Source organism: Inquilinus limosus MP06 (assembly GCF_000767795.1).
GTDB classification, from domain to species: Bacteria; Pseudomonadota; Alphaproteobacteria; order DSM-16000; family Inquilinaceae; genus Inquilinus; species Inquilinus limosus_E.
In genome coordinates this window covers 1-16,092 of the sequence record NZ_JANX01000084.1, presented here as the reverse complement: position 1 = coordinate 16,092, position 16,092 = coordinate 1, and the positions used below count along the sequence as shown (strand labels likewise).

Here is a 16,092-nt window from a genome sequence, read left to right as displayed (position 1 = left end):
CCGCTTCCAGCCGTGCCGCGTCGCGCCCGAGCAGCACCAGCCGGACGCCGGGCGCGGCGTAGGCCTTCGCCAGCGCGGCCCCGAGGCCGCTTGAGGCGCCGGTGATCAGGATCGCGGCCGGCGGCCTCACTGGCTTTCTCCCTTGGCGAGTTAGGCTATTTCCTAGGGGTGGCAAAGGAATGGGATATATCCCACTCGCGATCATCCGCTATAAGCCCGCTATGACTCAGGATATGACCGCCTCGGCCCAGCTTTCCAGCATGACCGGCTTCGCCCGCAGGGAGGGCGGCGTCGGCGGCATCTCCTGGGTGTGGGAGGCGCGCAGCGTCAACGGCAAGTCGCTCGACCTGCGCCTGCGCAGCCCGGCCGGCTTCGAGCGGCTGGAGGCTGTCGCGCGGGTCGAGCTGGCCAAGCGCTTCCGCCGCGGCAACGTCACCCTCAACCTGTCGATCGGCCGCAGCGAGACGGCGCCGCAGCTGCGCATCAACCGCGAGGTGCTGGACCAGCTGATCGCGCTGGTGCGCGAGGTCAACGGCGACACCGCGCCGGTCCAGATCGACGCCCTGCTTGCCGTCCGCGGCGTGGTCGAGAGCGGCGACACCGCTTCGGCCGAGCTGAACGCCGCCGTCGAAGCCGAGGCCGGAGCAGCGATCGCACCGCTGCTGGACGAGCTTCTGGCGGCGCGGCTGGAGGAGGGCGGCCGGCTGCGCGACGTCCTGGCCGCGCAGATCGACCAGATCGCCGGTCTCGTCGGCCAGGCCCGGGCCTGCGCCGCGGCCCAGCCGGAGGCGCTGAAGGCACGCCTCAAGGCCCAGCTCGACCTGCTGCTCGAGGCGCGGCCGCCGCTGGCCGAGGACCGGCTGGCGCAGGAGGTGGCGCTGCTGGTCGGCCGCAGCGACGTGCGCGAGGAGCTCGACCGGCTCGACGCCCATATCGGCCAGGCGCGCGGCCTGCTCGCCGCCGGCAGCGGCGTCGGGCGCCGGCTCGACTTCCTGTGCCAGGAGTTCAACCGGGAAGCCAACACGCTGTGCTCGAAGGCGGCGGATGTAGCGCTGACCCGGATCGGCCTCGACCTCAAGGCCGTAATCGAGCAGTTCCGCGAGCAGATCCAGAACATCGAATGACCACAGAAATCGTCCGACGCGGGCTCATGCTCGTCCTGTCCTCGCCCTCCGGGGCGGGGAAGACCTCGATCACCCGGGCCGTGCTGGCGCAGGATCCGAATCTGACCATCTCGGTCTCGGTCACCACCCGCGCTCAGCGGCCGGGCGAGATCGACGGCACGCATTACCATTTCATCGACCAGGCCGCTTATGACGCCATGGTTGCGAAGGACGAGCTGTTCGAGCACGCCAAGGTCTTCGGCAACGGCTACGGCACGCCGCGCGCGCCGGTCGAGGCGGCGCTGGCGGCCGGCCGCGACGTGATCTTCGATATCGACTGGCAAGGCACGCAGCAGCTGGCGCAGAAGGCCCGCACCGACCTGGTCAGCGTCTTCGTGCTGCCGCCGACGGTGGAGGCGCTGGAGCAGCGGCTGCGCGCCCGCGCCCAGGACAGCGACGCGGTGATCGCCGGCCGCATGGCCAAGGCGGCGGACGAGATGAGCCACTGGCCTGAATACGACTACGTCATCGTCAACCGGGACCTCGACGCCAGCATCGCCCAGGTGCAGGCGATCCTGGCGGCGGAGCGGCTGCGCCGCAGCCGCCAGACCGGCCTGCCGGACTTCGTCCGCGCGCTGCAGGAGAAGCTTTAGACGCCGTAACAACGATATCATCTTGTCGAGGCCGGGCCGGGTGCGCTGGTGTGATATCCCCGCCGGATCTCGGGAGGACGCATGAAGCTCGTTGCCCTTGCTATCGGTCTGAGCTGGATGGCGACATCGCCCGCTTTTGGAGCCTGCATCGCCTATACCCAGCTTCAGGAGATGAAGATCCAAGGCACCGTCGAAGTGCTGGGGAGCAAGGCGAATTCGCCCAGGACCGAGCAATGCTCCGCGCTGCGGGCGTCGATGGACGATGTAAGAACACTGATCAACATGTACGAATCCTGCCTCGACTGGAGCGTGCCCGACGGCTGGGAACTCAAGCAGCAGATGAAGACTCTCGATCAGATGTACGCCGCGAATTGCGGCAGCTGATTCAGGAACCCGTGCTCGCTTAAAGGAGTCAGGGGGCTTGGCGGGCCGCCACGGCCCGCGCCAGGCGGACGAAGCCGGCGATATCGATCTCCTCGGCCCGGGCGGTCGGCGGCAGGCCAGCCTCGGCCAGCAGCGCCTCGGCGTCGCCCAGGCTGCGCAGGCTGGCGCGCAGCATCTTCCGGCGCTGGCCGAAGGCGGCGGCCGTCACCGTCTCCATGACCGCGAAAGGAACGTCCTCGCGGTTTTGGCGGGGGCGCAGGCGTACGACGGTCGAGTCGACCTTGGGCGGTGGCGTAAAGGCGCGGGCCGGTAGGGTCAGCAGCGGATCGACCTCGGCCCGCCATTGGGCGATCACCGACAACCGGCCATAGGCGCCGCTGCGTGGTTCGGCCACCAGCCGGTCCGCCACCTCCTTCTGGAACATCAGCGTCAGCGACCGGAACTCGTCGATCCGGCGCAGCCAGCCGATCAGCAGCGGCGTCGCCACGTTGTAGGGCAAGTTGGCGATGACCGCCCGCGGCGCGGGCACCAGGGCCGGGATGTCCGTCTGCAGCGCATCGGCCTCGACGATCCGCAGCCGGTCGCCGGCCACCGCCGCCAGCTCCTCCAGCGCCGGCCGGAAGCGCCGATCGCGCTCGACCACGGTGACGCTCTCGGCGTCGGATGCCAACAGCGCGCGGGTCAGGCCGCCGGGGCCCGGCCCGATCTCGACCGCATGCGCACCGGCCAGATCGCCGGCCTCGCGGACGATCCGGGCGGTGACGTTGAGGTCGAGCAGGAAGTTCTGGCCGAGCGACTTCTTCGCCGCCAGGTCGTGCCGCGCGATCACATCGCGCAGCGGCGGCAGGGCGGCGATCGCGTCGCGGACGGCGTCTCCGGACAGGGTCAGCGGCCCAGCCGAATGTCGATATAGGCGTTGCCGCGCAGGTCGCGCAGCAGCCGGCGCTGCATCATATCCAGCTTCTGCTCGGCCAGCCCGGAGCGGATCTGGTCGCGGTCGACGCCGTCGCCGCCGGCATCCTGGCGCGAGCAGATCATCATCACCGCGACGCCGTCCGGCCCACGGATGGGCGTGCTGACCTGGCCGTCGGGCAGAGCGCTGGCCACCTGGCGCATCCCGTCGGGCAGGCGGCTGAGCAGGACGTCACCCAGATCGGGATTCGCGGTCACGCCGAGTTCCTTGGCCTTGGCGCGGAAGGCCTCGCACCCATTCACCCCGTTGAAGTCGTTGCGCATCTGCGCCACCACGGTCTGCACCCGATTGGCCGGCGCGGTCGCCGGCACCGGGACGACGATCTGGTTCAGCCGGACCTTGACGCCGGTCGCGGTGGCGGCATTGACCGTCCGCTTGTCGCGCAGCAGCAGGATATTGTAGCCGCCGAGGGTGCGGATCGGATCCGACACCTGACCCTGCTGCATGGTGCCGAGAACCTGGTCGAGCGCGGGCTCCAGCTGCCCGGCCAGGACCCAGCCCATGTCGCCGCCGGTCTGGGCGCCGGCAGCCTGGCTGAACTGGCGCGCCACGGCCGGGAAGGGGGCGCCGCGGCGGATTTCCGAGACCAGCCGGTCGGCCAGCGTCTTGACCTGGGCTTCGCCCGCGTCCTGGTCGACCGCGAGGAAGATCGAGGCGACGAGATATTGCGGCTTGCCCTGGTTGGCCTTCAGCCGCTCCACCACCTCGTCGACCTGGGTGTCCGAGACCTCGACCTGGGAGACGAAGCGGCGCTGCACCAGCTGGCGCCAGGCGAGCTGCGACCGCACCTGGTCCTCGAGCGCTGCCTGCGGCACCCCGGTGCCCTTCAACATGGTGAACAGCTGCTGCGTGCTCATGTGGTTCTGGCCGGCGATCGCGGCCAGCGCCTTGTCCACATCCTGGGCCGGAACGGCGATGCCGGCGCGCTTGGCCTCCTGCCCCTGCAGCTTCTCGTCGATCAGCAGGCGCAGCACCTGGGGCAGCAGCCGCTGCTGGTTCTCCGGCGTCGCCGGCAGGCCGCTGCTCATCAATGCCAGCCGCAGGCGCATCTGCAGGTCGGCCACGGTGATCGCGTCGTCATTGACCACCGCGGCGATCGTGCCGACGGCGGAGGCCGGGGCCGGGCGCGTCTGCGCCATGGCGGAGGGGGCGGCGAGGGAAGTGGTGGCCAGGACCAGGGCGATGATCGGGGCCGACAGACGACGGATCATGAGGGCGACACGGCCTCGCAGTTGAAAGGCGCAGATACAGCACGTGACTTTGGCCGACTCAAGGCAAAAGCGGCCGGATCGACGACGGGCTCAGCCATCCTCGAGGTGAAGCAGCACGGCGACGCCGAACATGAGGGCGACGCCGGAGGTGGCCCAGGCGGCCATCGGCACCGGCAGGGACCCCTGCCGTCCGAGCGCCGCCACGATGTCGCCGAGCACGAAGATCGAGAAGCCGGTAACGATGGCGCCGACGATCATCAGCACGGTGTCGACCCGCCGGCCGGGCCGCAGGCTGAAGGCCGCGGCGACCAGGATCATCGCTGCCATCAGCAGGGGTTGCGACAGCAGCGACTGGTAGGCGATGCGGTAGCGGGTCGAGGAGAAGCCGGTGGCCTCGAGGTTGCGGATATAGTCCGGCAGGTCCCAGAAGGAGATGGTCTGCTGCGAGGCGAAGCGTTCCTGGATGCTGTTCCGCGTCAGGCTGCTGGGGATCGAGGTGGTGTCGACATGCTGGGCCGGCTGCTCGCCGTTCATCACCCAGGCATCGTTGATCACCCATTTGCCGTCCTGCAGATGGGCGCTGGCGGCGTCGATCCGGCCGCGATAGGTCTCGTCCGGGTTCAGCAGCAGGAACATCGCATTCTGCAGCTCGTCGCCATTGCTGCTCACCTTCTCGGCGTGGATGACGACGATCTCGCCCTCGTCCTTCTGGCGCAGCCAGAAGCCGGTCTTGGCCACCTTCATCACGTCGCCGGTGCCGCCGAGAAAGTCGAGGTCCAGGCGCTCGAAGCGGCTGTACATCGCCGCCGAGATCGGGTTGACGACCGTGATCTTGACCACCCCCAGCACCATCGCCGCGGCGATCACCGGCGCCAGGAACTGCCAGGCCGACAGGCCGGCGGCACGCGCCACCACCAGCTCCCGGCTGCGGGTCATGCGCCAGAAGGTTACCATCGCCGCGATCAGCACGGCGAAGTGGAACAGGATCTCGACATCGCTGGGCAGCTTGAAGGCGGCGAGGGTGAAGGCCAGGCTGACCGGCAGGTCGGGGATCGAACTGACCTGGCGGACGAACTCGACGAATTCGAACACCGCGATCACGCTGCTCAGCACCAGCAGCACGGCCAGGAACCAGAACAGGAACTGCCGCACGATATAGGCGTAGAGAGTGGGAGAACGGAGCATCGGGTGCGGCTGGCCTGCAGTGCCGAGGAAACGGGTCGGGCGGATCTTCTACCTCAGACCGCGCGCCGCCGCGACCTCCAACGAGGTCGCAGCCGGGCGGCGGGCCATTTTCGCCGGGTGACGATTGTGAAACCCGCTGTTACGGTGCGGGTTCCGCCGCCTTGGCCGCGGTCATCGGAAATCGCCCGGAAGACGACAAGATGCAGATCTCCTTCGCTCCGCCCGCTTCCGTGGAAGCCGGCGCCCTGGTGCTCGGCGTGTTCGCCGACGGTGTGTTGTCGAACGCCGCCGGCGCGGTCGACCGGCGCTCGAAGGGCGCCCTGTCGCGGGCGCTGAAGGGCGCGCCGAAGTTCAAGGGCGGCCGCGACGAGACGCTGGCGCTGTACGGCATCGCCGGCTTCGACCAGATCGTGCTGTTCGGCCTCGGCAAGCCGGAGGATGTCGACGCGGTCCGGCTGCAGCGGGCGGGCGGCGCGGTTGCCGCGCTCCTGAACCATGCCGGCGTCGGCTCCGCCACGGCACAGTTCGAAGGCATCGTCCTGGCCGGCCATGGCGCCGGCGCGGCGGCCGCCGAGTTCGCCTTCGGCGCCCGGCTGCGCGCCTGGCGCTTCGAACGCTACCGCACCAAGGAGAAGGCCGAGGCGAAGCCCAGCCTGAAGACCCTGGTCGTCCAGACCAGCGACGCCGCGGCGGCGAAGAAGGCTTTCGCCCGTACCGACGCCGTCGCCCAGGGCGTGTTCCTGACCCGCGAGCTGGTGTCCGAGCCGGCCAACATCCTGTATCCGGAGAGCTTCGCCGCCAAGGCCAAGGAGCTGGCGGATCTCGGCGTCGAGGTCGAGATCCTGGGCGAGAAGCAGATGCGCAAGCTGGGCATGGGCGCGCTGCTCGGTGTCGGCCAGGGCTCGACGCGTGAGAGCCAGCTGGTGGTGCTGCAGTGGAAGGGCGCCGGCGGCAAGCGCAAGGGCGAGGCGCCGATCGCCTTTGTCGGCAAGGGCGTCACCTTCGACACCGGCGGCATCTCGCTGAAGCCCGGCCAGGGCATGTGGGACATGAAGTGGGACATGGGCGGCGCCGGCGTGGTCACCGGCCTGTTCAAGGCGCTGGCCCTGCGCAAGGCCAAGGTCAACGCCGTCGGCGTGCTGGGCCTGGTCGAGAACATGCCGTCGGGCGACGCGCAGCGGCCGGGCGACATCGTCACCTCGATGTCCGGCCAGACCATCGAGGTCTGGAACACCGACGCCGAGGGCCGGCTCGTGCTGGCCGATGCGCTCTGGTACACGCAGGACCGGTTCAAGCCGAAGGCGATGGTCAACCTGGCCACCCTGACCGGCGCGGTGATCATCGCGCTGGGCACCGACCATGCCGGTCTGTTCTCGAACGACGACGCGCTGGCCGAGAAGCTGGCCGCCGCCGGCAAGGCGGTCGAAGAGAAGCTGTGGCGCCTGCCGCTGGGCGACGCCTATGACAAGCAGATCGACAGCGACATCGCCGACATGAAGAACATCACCGGCAGCCGCGACGCCGGGTCGATCATCGGCGCCCAGTTCCTGCAGCGCTTCGTCAACAAGGTGCCCTGGGCCCATCTCGACATCGCCGGCACCACCTGGTCCGGCAAGGACACGCCGACCGTGCCGAAGGGCGCCACCGCCTTCGGCGTGCGGCTGCTGGACCGCTTCGTGACCGATAATTACGAAGGCTGAAGCGATCGGGATTATGGCCTTGTCTTATGTGTCATTGCCGGGCTTGACCCGGCAATCCAGAAGATGCCGACAATCTCTGGATGCCCGGGTCAAGCCCGGGCATGACAGCAAGGGGACACCTGTCTCGTTTGCTGGAAGCCTGAGCTGATGGCCGAGATCCGGTTCTATCACCTGACCGCGCGGACGTTCGAGCAGACCCTGCCGGTGCTGCTCGACCGGACGCTGCAGCGCGGCTGGCGGGCGGTGGTCTGCGTCGGCTCGGAGGAGCGGGCCGAGAGCCTGGCCGGCCATCTCTGGACCTATTCCAAGGAAGGCTTCCTGCCGCACGGCACGAAGCGCGATGGCTTTGCCGAGGAGCAGCCGGTCTGGATCAGCGACCAGGTCGAGAACCCGAACGGCGCCCAGGTGCTGTTCCTGGGCGACGGCGCGGATTCGGATGGCGGCGGCGCCTTCGCCACGGTCTGCGACCTGTTCGACGGCAACGACGCGGAGGCGGTGCAGGCCGCCCGCGGCCGCTGGAAACGGTTCCGCGACGCCGGCCACACCCTGGTCTACTACCAGCAGGACGAGGGCGGCGCCTGGAGCGAGAAGCAGCGGGTGGGCGGATGACGCCGCGCGTCGCGCTATGGAGCGCGGTGGCGGTCTGTGCCCTGCTGGTCCTGGTGCCGGGAATCGACCTCGTCATCTCGGGCTGGTTCTACGACGCGGGACGCGGCTTCGCCTGGGACGGCGCGCCGCTGGCGGAGGCGATCCACGAGCTGGTGCAGATCCTGGTCCGCGCCGCCGCCGTGCTGCTGCTGCTCGCGGCGTTCTGGACCTGGTTGGCGGAGCGGCGGCTGCTCGGCCTCGACGCGCGGCGCTGGACCTTCCTGGCGCTGGCGCTGGCGATCGGGCCGGGCCTCGTCGCCAACGCCGTGCTGAAGGACCATTGGGGCCGCGCCCGTCCGCGCCAGGTCGAGGCCTTCGGCGGCAGCGCCGCCTTCACCCCGCCGCTGATCCCGGCCGGCCAGTGCGGCCGCAACTGCTCCTTCGTCGCCGGCGACCCGACGGTCGGCTTCGTTGTCCACAGCGTCGCCTATGTCGTGCCGGCGCGGCGGCGGCGCCGGATCTTCTGGGGATCGATGGCGCTGGGCGGCCTGCTGGGACTGCTGCGCATCGGCATGGGCGGGCATTTCTTCAGCGATGTGGTCTTCGCCGCCGCCGTGACCCTGCTGGTCAGCGCCGGGCTTCACACCCTGCTGTTCGACCGCTGGCGCACGGCCGCCGCCTGGCGCGACTTCACCCGCGACCTGATCCGCTGGCCCCAGCCCGGGTGAGTTTGAGCCGTAACCATTTCATCGGGCCTGTGCTGCGTGGGCGTCATCCGCGCCCATATAGAACATCAGCCAAGACCGCCGCGGGTTTGCGACCCGCGCGGTTTCCCAGCCAAGGTGACGAGTGATGACGGACGGATCGACTATCGGGCGGTTCGGCAGCGGGCGCGAGGTGCGGCGGATCGAGGATGCCGGGCTGCTGGCCGGTGCCGGCCGGTTCAGCGACGACATCTCCCTGCCCGGGCAGACCTATCTCGGCTTCCTGCGCTCGCCGCACGCCCATGCCCGGATCGTGTCGATCGACGCGTCCGAGGCGCTGGCGATGCCGGGCGTGGTGTCGGTGATCACCGGCGCCGACCTGGTCGCCGACGGGGTCAAGCCGCTGCCGCTGGCGCCGATCTTCAAGCGGCCCGACGGGTCGCCGGGCGCGTCGCCGCTGCGGCCGGGGCTGGCGTATGAGGTGGTGCGCTTCGTCGGCGAGGCCGTGGTCGCGCTGGTGGCCGAAAGCCGCGCCGTGCTGAAGGACGCGCTCGACACCATCGTGGTCGAGTACGAGGACCTGCCCGCCGTCACCGGCCTCGCACAAGCCGTGGCGCCGGACGCCCCGCAGGTCTGGCCGGTGGCGACCGGCAACGTCGCGGCGCAGATGCGGCATGGCGATGCCGCGGCGACCGACGCCGCGTTCCGGGCGGCTGCCCATATCGTCTCGCTCGACCTCGTCAACCAGCGGCTGGCACCGACGCCGATGGAGCCGCGCAGCTCCCAGGCCGAATACGATGCCGCCTCCGACCGGCTGACGCTGCGACTGTCCAGCCAGATGCCGTCCGGCGCCCGCGACACGCTGTGCGACGCGGTGCTGGGCATCCCGCGCGGGAAGGTGCGGGTGGTGGTCGACGACGTCGGCGGCGGCTTCGGCATGAAGACCGGCCTCTATCCCGAGGACATCCTGGTCGCCTATGCCGCGCGCAAGCTGCAGCGGCCGGTGAAGTGGACGGCGGACCGGATCGAGGAGTTCCTGGCGGCGACCCATGGCCGCGACGTCGAGAGCCATGCCGAGCTGGCGCTGGACGAGACCGGACGCGTCCTCGGCTACCGCATCCGGACCCATGCCAATGTCGGCGCATACGCCACCACGGCCGGCATCATCATCCAGCTGATGATCGGCCCCTGGGTGTCGACCAGCATCTACGACATCCGGCCGATCGATTTCGAGTTCACCGCCATCCTCACCAACACCGCTCCGACCGGCGCCTATCGCGGGGCCGGGCGGCCGGAGGCGATCTACCTGATCGAGCGGCTGTTCGACGCCGCGGCGCGCCAGCTCGGCATGGACCCGGTCGAGATCCGGCGCCGCAATCTCGTCCGGCCCGAGCAGATGCCCTACACCAACGCCATGGGCCAGACCTATGACAGCGGCAAGTTCGGCTCGATCATCGACCAGGCCGTGACCCTCGCCGACTGGGACGGCTTCGCCGCCCGCGAGGCCGAGTCCCAGGCCCGCGGCAAGCTGCGCGGCCGCGGCCTGGCCTCGTTCCTGGAATGGACCGGCGGCAACGTGTTCGAGGAGCGGGTGACCGTCCAGGTCTCCGGCGACGGCGGCATCGAGGTCTACGCGGCGACCATGCCGATGGGGCAGGGGATCGCGACCTCCTACGCCCAGCTGGTGGTCGACGTCTTCGGCGTGCCGATCGAGAAGATCCGCATCGTCATGGGCGACACCGACCGCGGCCAGGGCTTCGGCAGCGCCGGGTCGCGGTCGCTGTTCACCGCCGGCTCGGCGATCCGTCACGCCTCGGAGCAGGCGGTCGACACCGGGCGCGAGCTGGCCGGCGACGCGCTGGAGGCCGCGGCGGCCGACATCGAATATGCCGACGGCGTGTTCCGGATCGCTGGCACCGACCGCGCCATCGGCCTGTTCGAGCTGGCCGACCGCCAGCCCGACCGCCGCATCTTCATCGACGCGACCAGCACGGTGAAGGGGCCGAGCTGGCCCAATGGCTGCCATATCTGCGAGATCGAGCTGGATCCCGAGACCGGCACGGTCGACATCGTGTCCTACGTCTCGGCCAACGATGTCGGCCGGGTGGTCAATCCCATGATCGTGCGCGGCCAGCTCGACGGCGGCGCGGTCCAGGGCATCGGCCAGGCGCTGGGCGAGCGGATGGTCTACGACCCGGAGACCGGCCAGGTCATGACCGCCACGCTGATGGATTACGGCGTGCCGCGGGCGGACATCATCCGTGACTTCGTCCATGTGCTGGACGAATCGACGCCCTGCCTGAACAACCCGCTCGGCGTGAAGGGCGTGGGCGAACTCGGCACCATCGGCGCCACGCCGGCGGTGGTGAATGCGGTGGCCGATGCCCTGGCACGCGCCGGCCATGCCGAGGCCGCCGACCGCTTGCAGATGCCGCTGACCCCGGCGGTGGTGTGGAAGGCGCTGCAGTAGAGGAGGGGCCGGAGCCACCCCCTCACCCGAAATCGCTGCGCGATTTCGACCTCTCCCCAAGGAGAGGTAGGAGGACCGCGGCTCCGTTCCCCTCTCCTCGGAGAGAGGGAGGGGCCCGCCGCGTTGGCGGCGGGAGGGTGAGGGGGATGGCTCCGCCTATCCCGCCAGCGCCTGCGCCTCTTCCAGTTTGCCGTTGGCCTCCAGCCAGGCTTCCTCGGCGGCGTCGAGCTTGCTTTGCACCTCATGGAGCGCGATCTGCTGCTCGGTTGCTGCCGCCGGGTTGTTGTAGAGTTCGGTGTCCGCCAGCTTCGCCTCGATCTTCTGCTTGTCCCGCTCCAGCCCCTGGATCCGCTTCTCGATGTCGCGGATCTGCTGGCGCAGCGGCGCCAGCTGGGCGCGGGCCTCTGCGGCGGCGCGGCGCTGCTCCTTGCGATCGGCCTGGTTCAGCTTCTCGGCCTGCCGCCCGGCACGCTCCTGCCGGCGCTGCTCGGCCAGCAGGCGGCGATAGTCGTCGAGATCGCCCTCGAAGGGGCTCACGGCGCCGTCCTTGACCAGCAGCAGCCGGTCGGCGGTCAGCTCGATCAGATGCGGGTCGTGGGTGATCAGCACCACGGCGCCGTCATACTCGTTCAGCGCCTGCACCAGCGCCTGGCGGCTGTCGACGTCGAGATGGTTGGTCGGCTCGTCCAGCAGCAGCAGCTGCGGCGCCTCGCGCGCCATCAGGGCCAGCAGCAGCCGGGCCTTCTCGCCGCCCGACATGTCGCCGATCCGGGTCTCCGACCGGCGCTGGACAAAGCCGAAGCGGCCGAGATGGGCGCGGATCTTCTCGTCGGTCGAATTCGGCATCACCCGCCGCGCCTGGGCGATGGCGTTCAGCGACAGGTCCAGCTCCTCCGCCTGATGCTGGGCGAAGTACCCGACCTTCAGCTTGCCGGATTTGCGCAGCTGTCCCGCCATCGGGTCGAGGCGGCCGGCGAACAGCTTGACCAGGGTCGACTTGCCGTTCCCGTTGGCGCCCAAGAGCGCGATGCGGTCGTCCATGTCGATCCGCATGTCGAGGTTCTTCAGCACCGGGCGGTCGTCATAGCCGACGGTCACCTTGTCCAGCACCAGGATCGGCGGCGCCAGCTCCTCCGGCTTCGGGAAGTCGAAGCTGATCGACTGGTCCTCGACCAGCGCCACGATCGGCTCCATCTTCTCCAGCGCCTTGACCCGGCTCTGCGCCTGGCGGGCCTTGGTGGCCTTGGCCTTGAACCGGTCGATGAAGCTCTGCATATGCGCCCGCTGGGCGATCTGCCGCTTCTGCAGCGCCGCCAGATGCTCCAGCCGCATCCGTCGCGTCTGCTCGAACTGGTCGTAGCCGCCGCTATAGGCCGTCAGCTTGCCGTTCTCGAGATGGATGGTGGTGTCGACCACGCGGTTCAGCAGGTCGCGGTCGTGGCTGACCATCAGGATGGTGTGCGGGTAGCTCTTCAGCCAGGTCTCGAGCCACAGCGTCGCCTCGAGGTCGAGGTGGTTGGTGGGCTCGTCGAGCAGCAGCAGGTCCGGCTGCAGGAACAGCGTCGCCGCCAGGGCCACGCGCATTCGCATGCCGCCCGACAGGTCGCCGACCGGCCGCGCCTGCGCCTCGGTGTCGAAGCCGAGGCCGGCCAGGATGGTGGCGGCTCGGGCCGGGGCGGTGTGGGCGTCGATATCGGCCAGGCGGGTGTGGATCTCGCCGATCCGGTTCGGATCCTCGGCGGTCTCCGCCTCCTCCAGCAGGCTGGCGCGCTCGACGTCGGCGGCCAGCACCGTGTCGAGCAGGCTGGCCGACCCCTCCGGCGCGTCCTGGGCGACGCTGGCCATCCGCCACCGCCCGGGATAGCTGATCTGGCCGCCGTCGAGCCCGATCTCCTTGCGGATCGCGCGCAGCAGCGTCGACTTGCCGGTGCCGTTGTGGCCGACGAGACCCGCCTTGTGCCCGGCCGGCACCGACACCGAGGCGGAGTCGAGCAGCACGCGGCCGGCGATGCGGATGGTGATGTCCTGGATCTGAAGCATGGCGGCGCGGTCATAGCATGACGGCGCGGAAATCGCGCGCTCCGGTTGCCGGATCGGGGCGGCCCGTCTATAAGGCCGCGCAATTCCGATCCGCCAACGCCTGAACACCGAGGATCCAATGGCCGAGCGCACCTTCTCCATCATCAAGCCGGACGCCACCCGCCGCAACCTGACCGGCAAGATCAACGCCAAGTTCGAGGAAGCCGGCCTGCGCATCGTCGCGCAGAAGCGGGTCCAGCTGAGCCGCGCCCAGGCCGAGGCCTTCTACGGCGTGCACAAGGAGCGGCCGTTCTTCAACGACCTCTGCACCTTCATGACCTCGGGCCCGGTCGTGGTCCAGGTCCTCGAAGGCGACAACGCCGTGGCCCGCAACCGCGAGATCATGGGCGCCACCAACCCGGCCAATGCCGCCGAGGGCACCATCCGCAAGGAGTTCGCGGAATCGATCGAGGCGAACTCGGTCCACGGCTCCGATTCGCTGGAGAATGCGGCGATCGAGATCGCCTTCTTCTTCGCCGGCACCGAGATCGTCGGCTGATCCGCAGCGCGTCCGGCCGTCCCCGCCGCGGCGGGGACGGCCGGAGACAGCCTCCGGGCAACAAAAAAGGCCGGTCCCGCGGGACCGGCCTTTTTCCTGCCGATGGCGAAAATCAGAGCAGGAACAACGCCATGCCGATCAGCAGGATGGCGACGGCGACGATGCCCCAGGTGCTGAAGCGCACGAAGCTGGCATACATCTGCTTGCGCGAAGCCAGCAGTTCTTCGGGAACCTGATTCGTGCCTTCGCTGGCCATCGCGCCCATCCTCATCACGCTTTCGTATGTTTGCGATCGAGGACCCATTTACGGGCGGCCCCCGACCTTGTCCAGTGAAATAGGGTTTAATTGTCGCAGCGTCGAGTTGGGCTTTGTGACAATTATCACAATGGGTTGCGAATTGTGCCTGCGGCCGCGGCCGCACCGTCGATCAGGGCCCGCCCGTTCTCGATCCGGACCCGCCCCTCGGCCACCCAGCGAAGGGCCAGCGGATAGCAGCGATGCTCCTCCACCAGGATGCGCGCGGCCAGGGTGGCGGCGTCGTCGCCGTCCAGCACCGGCACCGCGGCCTGGACCAGGATCGGCCCGTCATCGACCACCGGGCGCACGATATGGACGGTGCAGCCGGCCAGCCTGACCCCGGCGGCCAGCGCCCGCTCATGCGTGTGCAGCCCGGGGAAGGCCGGCAGCAGCGACGGGTGGATGTTGAGGATGCGGTCCTGCCAGCTTCCGACGAAATCGGCGCTCAGCACCCGCATGAAGCCGGCCAGGCAGAGAAGCTCGACCCCGGCGGCGCGCAGCGCCTCGTCCATCGCCGCCTCGAAGGCGGCCTTGCTGGGATAGGCCTTGCGGTCGACCGTGGCGGTGGCGATGCCGCGCTCCTCGGCGACAGCCAGTCCGCCGGCGCCGGGGATGTCGGACAGCACCAGCGCGATCTCGGCCGGGAAGTCCGGCGCGGCGCAGGCCACGGCCAGGGCCGCCATGTTGCTGCCCCGGCCGGAGATCAGTATTCCAACCCTCAGACGGCCCATGCCGCCTCCGTTCCCGCGATCGCCACTGAATGGGACGCATCGGCGACGACCCGGCCGATCCGGTGCACCGTCTCGCCCTGGCCGGCCAGGATGGCCGACACCGCCTCGGCCCGGTTCGGAGCGACGACCACCACCATGCCGATGCCGCAGTTGTAGGTCCGGGCCAGCTCGGCGGCGTTGAGGCCGCCCTGGGCCTTCAGCCAGCGGAACACCGGGGGCAGGGGCCAGGCGCCAGCGTCGAGGGCGACACCCAGCCCGTCCGGCAGCACCCGCGGGATATTCTCGGTCAGCCCGCCGCCGGTGATGTGCGCCATGGCGTGGACGCCGCCGGCGCGGATCGCCGCCAGCGTGCTCTTCACATAGATCCGGGTCGGGGTCAGGAAGGCCTCGCCGACCGATGTGTCGTTGGCGAAGGGCGCCGGCTCGTCCCAGCTCAGCCCGGCATCGGCGACGGTGCGGCGGACCAGCGAGTAGCCGTTGGAATGGACGCCGGTCGAGGCCAGGCCCAGCACCACGTCGCCGTCGCGCACGTCGCGGCCGGTCAGGGCTTCCGCGCGCTCGACCGCGCCGACGGCGAAGCCGGCCAGGTCGTAGTCGCCGGCGGCATACATGCCCGGCATCTCCGCCGTCTCGCCGCCGATCAGGGCGCAGCCGGCCTGGCGGCAGCCTTCGGTGATGCCACGCAGCACGCCGACGCCGACCGAGCGGTCGAGCTTGCCGGAGGCGAAATAGTCGAGGAAGAACAGCGGCTCGGCGCCTTGCACCACCAGGTCGTTGACGCACATGGCGACGAGGTCGATGCCGACCGTGTCGTGCCGGCCGGTCTCGATCGCCACCTTAAGCTTGGTGCCGACGCCGTCGGTCGCGGCGACCAGGATCGGGTCGCGGAATCCGGCGGCCTTGGGGTCGAACAGCGCGCCGAAGCCGCCCAGCCCTTCCATCATGCCCTTGCGGCGCGTGCTCTCGGCCAGGGGCTTGATGTCGCCGACGAAGGCCTCGCCCTCGGCGATGTTCACACCGGCCCTGGCATAGGCGTCGGAGCTGTCCTTGGGGTCGACCGGCGGGCACATGATGACCTCGCAGAGAGGGGTGCTATATAAAGGCGGATTATCCGTGCGGATGCGCGCGGACCATAGCGAAACCGGAAGGCATTGCAATGATGCTTCGCATCGGATCGACCCTGGCTCTGGCGGCCGCGCTTCTCTGCGCCGGGCTGGTGCCGGTGCGTGCCCAGACCTCAGGCGGCGCGCCGATCGCGGGCAGCGCCTCCGGCTACTCGGTCGACAATATCGCGGTCGAGGCGACGGCGGCGAACGCGACCGAGGCGCGGACCAAGGCCTTCGCCCAGGGGCCGCGCAAGGCGCTGCAGCAGCTGCTGCAGCAGATCGGCGCCGATCCGGCCCGCGCCTCGGGCATGTCCGACGGGGATGTCGAGCGGCTGGTGCAGAGCTTCCAGGTGAAGTCGGAGCAGGCCTCGCCCGGCCACTATGCCGCCACCCTGGCCTATACCTTCC

Annotated in this window: 17 protein-coding genes; 9 read left to right on the top strand and 8 right to left on the bottom strand. The window is 69.7% G+C overall.

Going from position 1 to position 16,092, the window contains the following annotated elements:
• Positions 1–205, bottom strand: a 205-nt coding sequence (locus P409_RS41525) for an SDR family NAD(P)-dependent oxidoreductase (RefSeq protein WP_152613310.1), incomplete at its 3' end; no start/stop codon positions are given.
• A 28-nt stretch (positions 206–233) separates the two neighbouring features.
• Between P409_RS41525 and P409_RS09555 the strand changes: the two genes are divergently transcribed.
• From P409_RS09555 to P409_RS09545, 3 genes are all read left to right on the top strand, one after another.
• Positions 234–1,124, top strand: a complete 891-nt coding sequence (locus P409_RS09555; protein WP_034834732.1) for a YicC/YloC family endoribonuclease — start codon at positions 234–236, stop codon at positions 1,122–1,124.
• Positions 1,121–1,756, top strand: a complete 636-nt coding sequence (gmk, locus tag P409_RS09550) for a guanylate kinase (protein WP_034834729.1) — start codon at positions 1,121–1,123, stop codon at positions 1,754–1,756. Before P409_RS09555 ends, gmk begins: the two co-directional genes overlap by 4 nt.
• An 81-nt stretch (positions 1,757–1,837) precedes the next feature.
• Positions 1,838–2,140, top strand: a complete 303-nt coding sequence (locus P409_RS09545) for a hypothetical protein (protein ID WP_034834727.1) — start codon at positions 1,838–1,840, stop codon at positions 2,138–2,140.
• Positions 2,141–2,168: 28 nt separating this feature from the next.
• Here the strand turns inward: P409_RS09545 and rsmA are convergent, their stop codons facing one another.
• From rsmA to lptG, 3 genes are all read right to left on the bottom strand, one after another.
• Positions 2,169–3,029: a 16S rRNA (adenine(1518)-N(6)/adenine(1519)-N(6))-dimethyltransferase RsmA gene (rsmA, locus tag P409_RS09540; protein WP_034834724.1), complete on the bottom strand. Its 861-nt coding sequence runs from the start codon at positions 3,027–3,029 to the stop codon at positions 2,169–2,171.
• Complete coding sequence (locus P409_RS09535) at positions 3,026–4,324, bottom strand: peptidylprolyl isomerase (RefSeq protein WP_034834720.1); 1,299 nt, start codon at positions 4,322–4,324, stop codon at positions 3,026–3,028. Before P409_RS09535 ends, rsmA begins: the two co-directional genes overlap by 4 nt.
• Positions 4,325–4,414: 90 nt before the next feature.
• Positions 4,415–5,509 (bottom strand): LPS export ABC transporter permease LptG, encoded by a 1,095-nt coding sequence (gene lptG, locus P409_RS09530; protein WP_034834717.1) that lies wholly within the window; start codon positions 5,507–5,509, stop codon positions 4,415–4,417.
• A 200-nt stretch (positions 5,510–5,709) separates the two neighbouring features.
• On the opposite strand from lptG, the gene P409_RS09525 reads away from it, so the two are divergent.
• From P409_RS09525 to P409_RS09510, 4 genes are all read left to right on the top strand, one after another.
• Positions 5,710–7,209 carry a leucyl aminopeptidase gene (locus P409_RS09525; RefSeq protein WP_034834739.1) on the top strand — a complete coding sequence of 500 codons (1,500 nt, stop codon included), beginning with the start codon at positions 5,710–5,712 and terminating at the stop codon, positions 7,207–7,209.
• A gap of 147 nt (positions 7,210–7,356) precedes the next feature.
• Positions 7,357–7,818 carry a DNA polymerase III subunit chi gene (locus P409_RS09520; RefSeq protein WP_034834715.1) on the top strand — a complete coding sequence of 154 codons (462 nt, stop codon included), beginning with the start codon at positions 7,357–7,359 and terminating at the stop codon, positions 7,816–7,818.
• Positions 7,815–8,525: a phosphatase PAP2 family protein gene (locus tag P409_RS09515; protein ID WP_052120264.1), complete on the top strand. Its 711-nt coding sequence runs from the start codon at positions 7,815–7,817 to the stop codon at positions 8,523–8,525. Before P409_RS09520 ends, P409_RS09515 begins: the two co-directional genes overlap by 4 nt.
• Positions 8,526–8,649: 124 nt before the next feature.
• Entirely contained in the window at positions 8,650–10,971 is a 2,322-nt protein-coding gene (locus P409_RS09510) for a xanthine dehydrogenase family protein molybdopterin-binding subunit (protein ID WP_034834713.1), read from the top strand.
• 156 nt (positions 10,972–11,127) lie between these two features.
• On the opposite strand, the gene P409_RS09505 is transcribed toward P409_RS09510, so the two are convergent.
• Positions 11,128–13,011 carry an ABC-F family ATP-binding cassette domain-containing protein gene (locus P409_RS09505; protein WP_034834710.1) on the bottom strand — a complete coding sequence of 628 codons (1,884 nt, stop codon included), beginning with the start codon at positions 13,009–13,011 and terminating at the stop codon, positions 11,128–11,130.
• A 118-nt stretch (positions 13,012–13,129) separates the two neighbouring features.
• Here P409_RS09505 and ndk point away from each other — a divergent pair, with 118 nt between their 5' ends.
• Positions 13,130–13,549 carry a nucleoside-diphosphate kinase gene (gene ndk / locus P409_RS09500; RefSeq protein ID WP_034834707.1) on the top strand — a complete coding sequence of 140 codons (420 nt, stop codon included), beginning with the start codon at positions 13,130–13,132 and terminating at the stop codon, positions 13,547–13,549.
• Between the two features lie 112 nt (positions 13,550–13,661).
• On the opposite strand, the gene P409_RS37020 is transcribed toward ndk, so the two are convergent.
• The 3 genes from P409_RS37020 to purM form a co-directional block, all read right to left on the bottom strand.
• Positions 13,662–13,805 (bottom strand): aa3-type cytochrome c oxidase subunit IV, encoded by a 144-nt coding sequence (locus tag P409_RS37020; RefSeq protein WP_202964615.1) that lies wholly within the window; start codon positions 13,803–13,805, stop codon positions 13,662–13,664.
• Between the two features lie 125 nt (positions 13,806–13,930).
• Positions 13,931–14,578, bottom strand: a complete 648-nt coding sequence (gene purN, locus P409_RS09495; RefSeq protein WP_034834704.1) for a phosphoribosylglycinamide formyltransferase — start codon at positions 14,576–14,578, stop codon at positions 13,931–13,933.
• Positions 14,566–15,648 (bottom strand): phosphoribosylformylglycinamidine cyclo-ligase, encoded by a 1,083-nt coding sequence (gene purM, locus P409_RS09490; RefSeq protein WP_034834702.1) that lies wholly within the window; start codon positions 15,646–15,648, stop codon positions 14,566–14,568. The genes purN and purM overlap by 13 nt, the downstream gene beginning before the upstream one ends.
• Positions 15,649–15,734: 86 nt before the next feature.
• On the opposite strand from purM, the gene P409_RS09485 reads away from it, so the two are divergent.
• A partial coding sequence (locus P409_RS09485) for a hypothetical protein (protein ID WP_034834699.1) occupies positions 15,735–16,092 on the top strand: 358 nt, incomplete at its 3' end.

Bases quoted from the DNA above. Each gene is read 5' to 3' on its own strand.
- ndk (WP_034834707.1), top strand. From the start codon at position 13,130: ATGGCCGAGCGCACCTTCTCCATCATCAAGCCGGACGCCACCCGCCGC.
- P409_RS09525 (WP_034834739.1), top strand. From the start codon at position 5,710: ATGCAGATCTCCTTCGCTCCGCCCGCTTCCGTGGAAGCCGGCGCCCTG.
- P409_RS09545 (WP_034834727.1), top strand. From the start codon at position 1,838: ATGAAGCTCGTTGCCCTTGCTATCGGTCTGAGCTGGATGGCGACATCG.
- P409_RS09520 (WP_034834715.1), top strand. From the start codon at position 7,357: ATGGCCGAGATCCGGTTCTATCACCTGACCGCGCGGACGTTCGAGCAG.
- P409_RS09555 (WP_034834732.1), top strand. From the start codon at position 234: ATGACCGCCTCGGCCCAGCTTTCCAGCATGACCGGCTTCGCCCGCAGG.
- lptG (WP_034834717.1), bottom strand. From the start codon at position 5,509: ATGCTCCGTTCTCCCACTCTCTACGCCTATATCGTGCGGCAGTTCCTG.
- gmk (WP_034834729.1), top strand. From the start codon at position 1,121: ATGACCACAGAAATCGTCCGACGCGGGCTCATGCTCGTCCTGTCCTCG.
- P409_RS09535 (WP_034834720.1), bottom strand. From the start codon at position 4,324: ATGATCCGTCGTCTGTCGGCCCCGATCATCGCCCTGGTCCTGGCCACC.
- purN (WP_034834704.1), bottom strand. From the start codon at position 14,578: ATGGGCCGTCTGAGGGTTGGAATACTGATCTCCGGCCGGGGCAGCAAC.
- P409_RS09515 (WP_052120264.1), top strand. From the start codon at position 7,815: ATGACGCCGCGCGTCGCGCTATGGAGCGCGGTGGCGGTCTGTGCCCTG.
- purM (WP_034834702.1), bottom strand. From the start codon at position 15,648: ATGTGCCCGCCGGTCGACCCCAAGGACAGCTCCGACGCCTATGCCAGG.
- P409_RS09510 (WP_034834713.1), top strand. From the start codon at position 8,650: ATGACGGACGGATCGACTATCGGGCGGTTCGGCAGCGGGCGCGAGGTG.
- P409_RS37020 (WP_202964615.1), bottom strand. From the start codon at position 13,805: ATGGCCAGCGAAGGCACGAATCAGGTTCCCGAAGAACTGCTGGCTTCG.
- P409_RS09505 (WP_034834710.1), bottom strand. From the start codon at position 13,011: ATGCTTCAGATCCAGGACATCACCATCCGCATCGCCGGCCGCGTGCTG.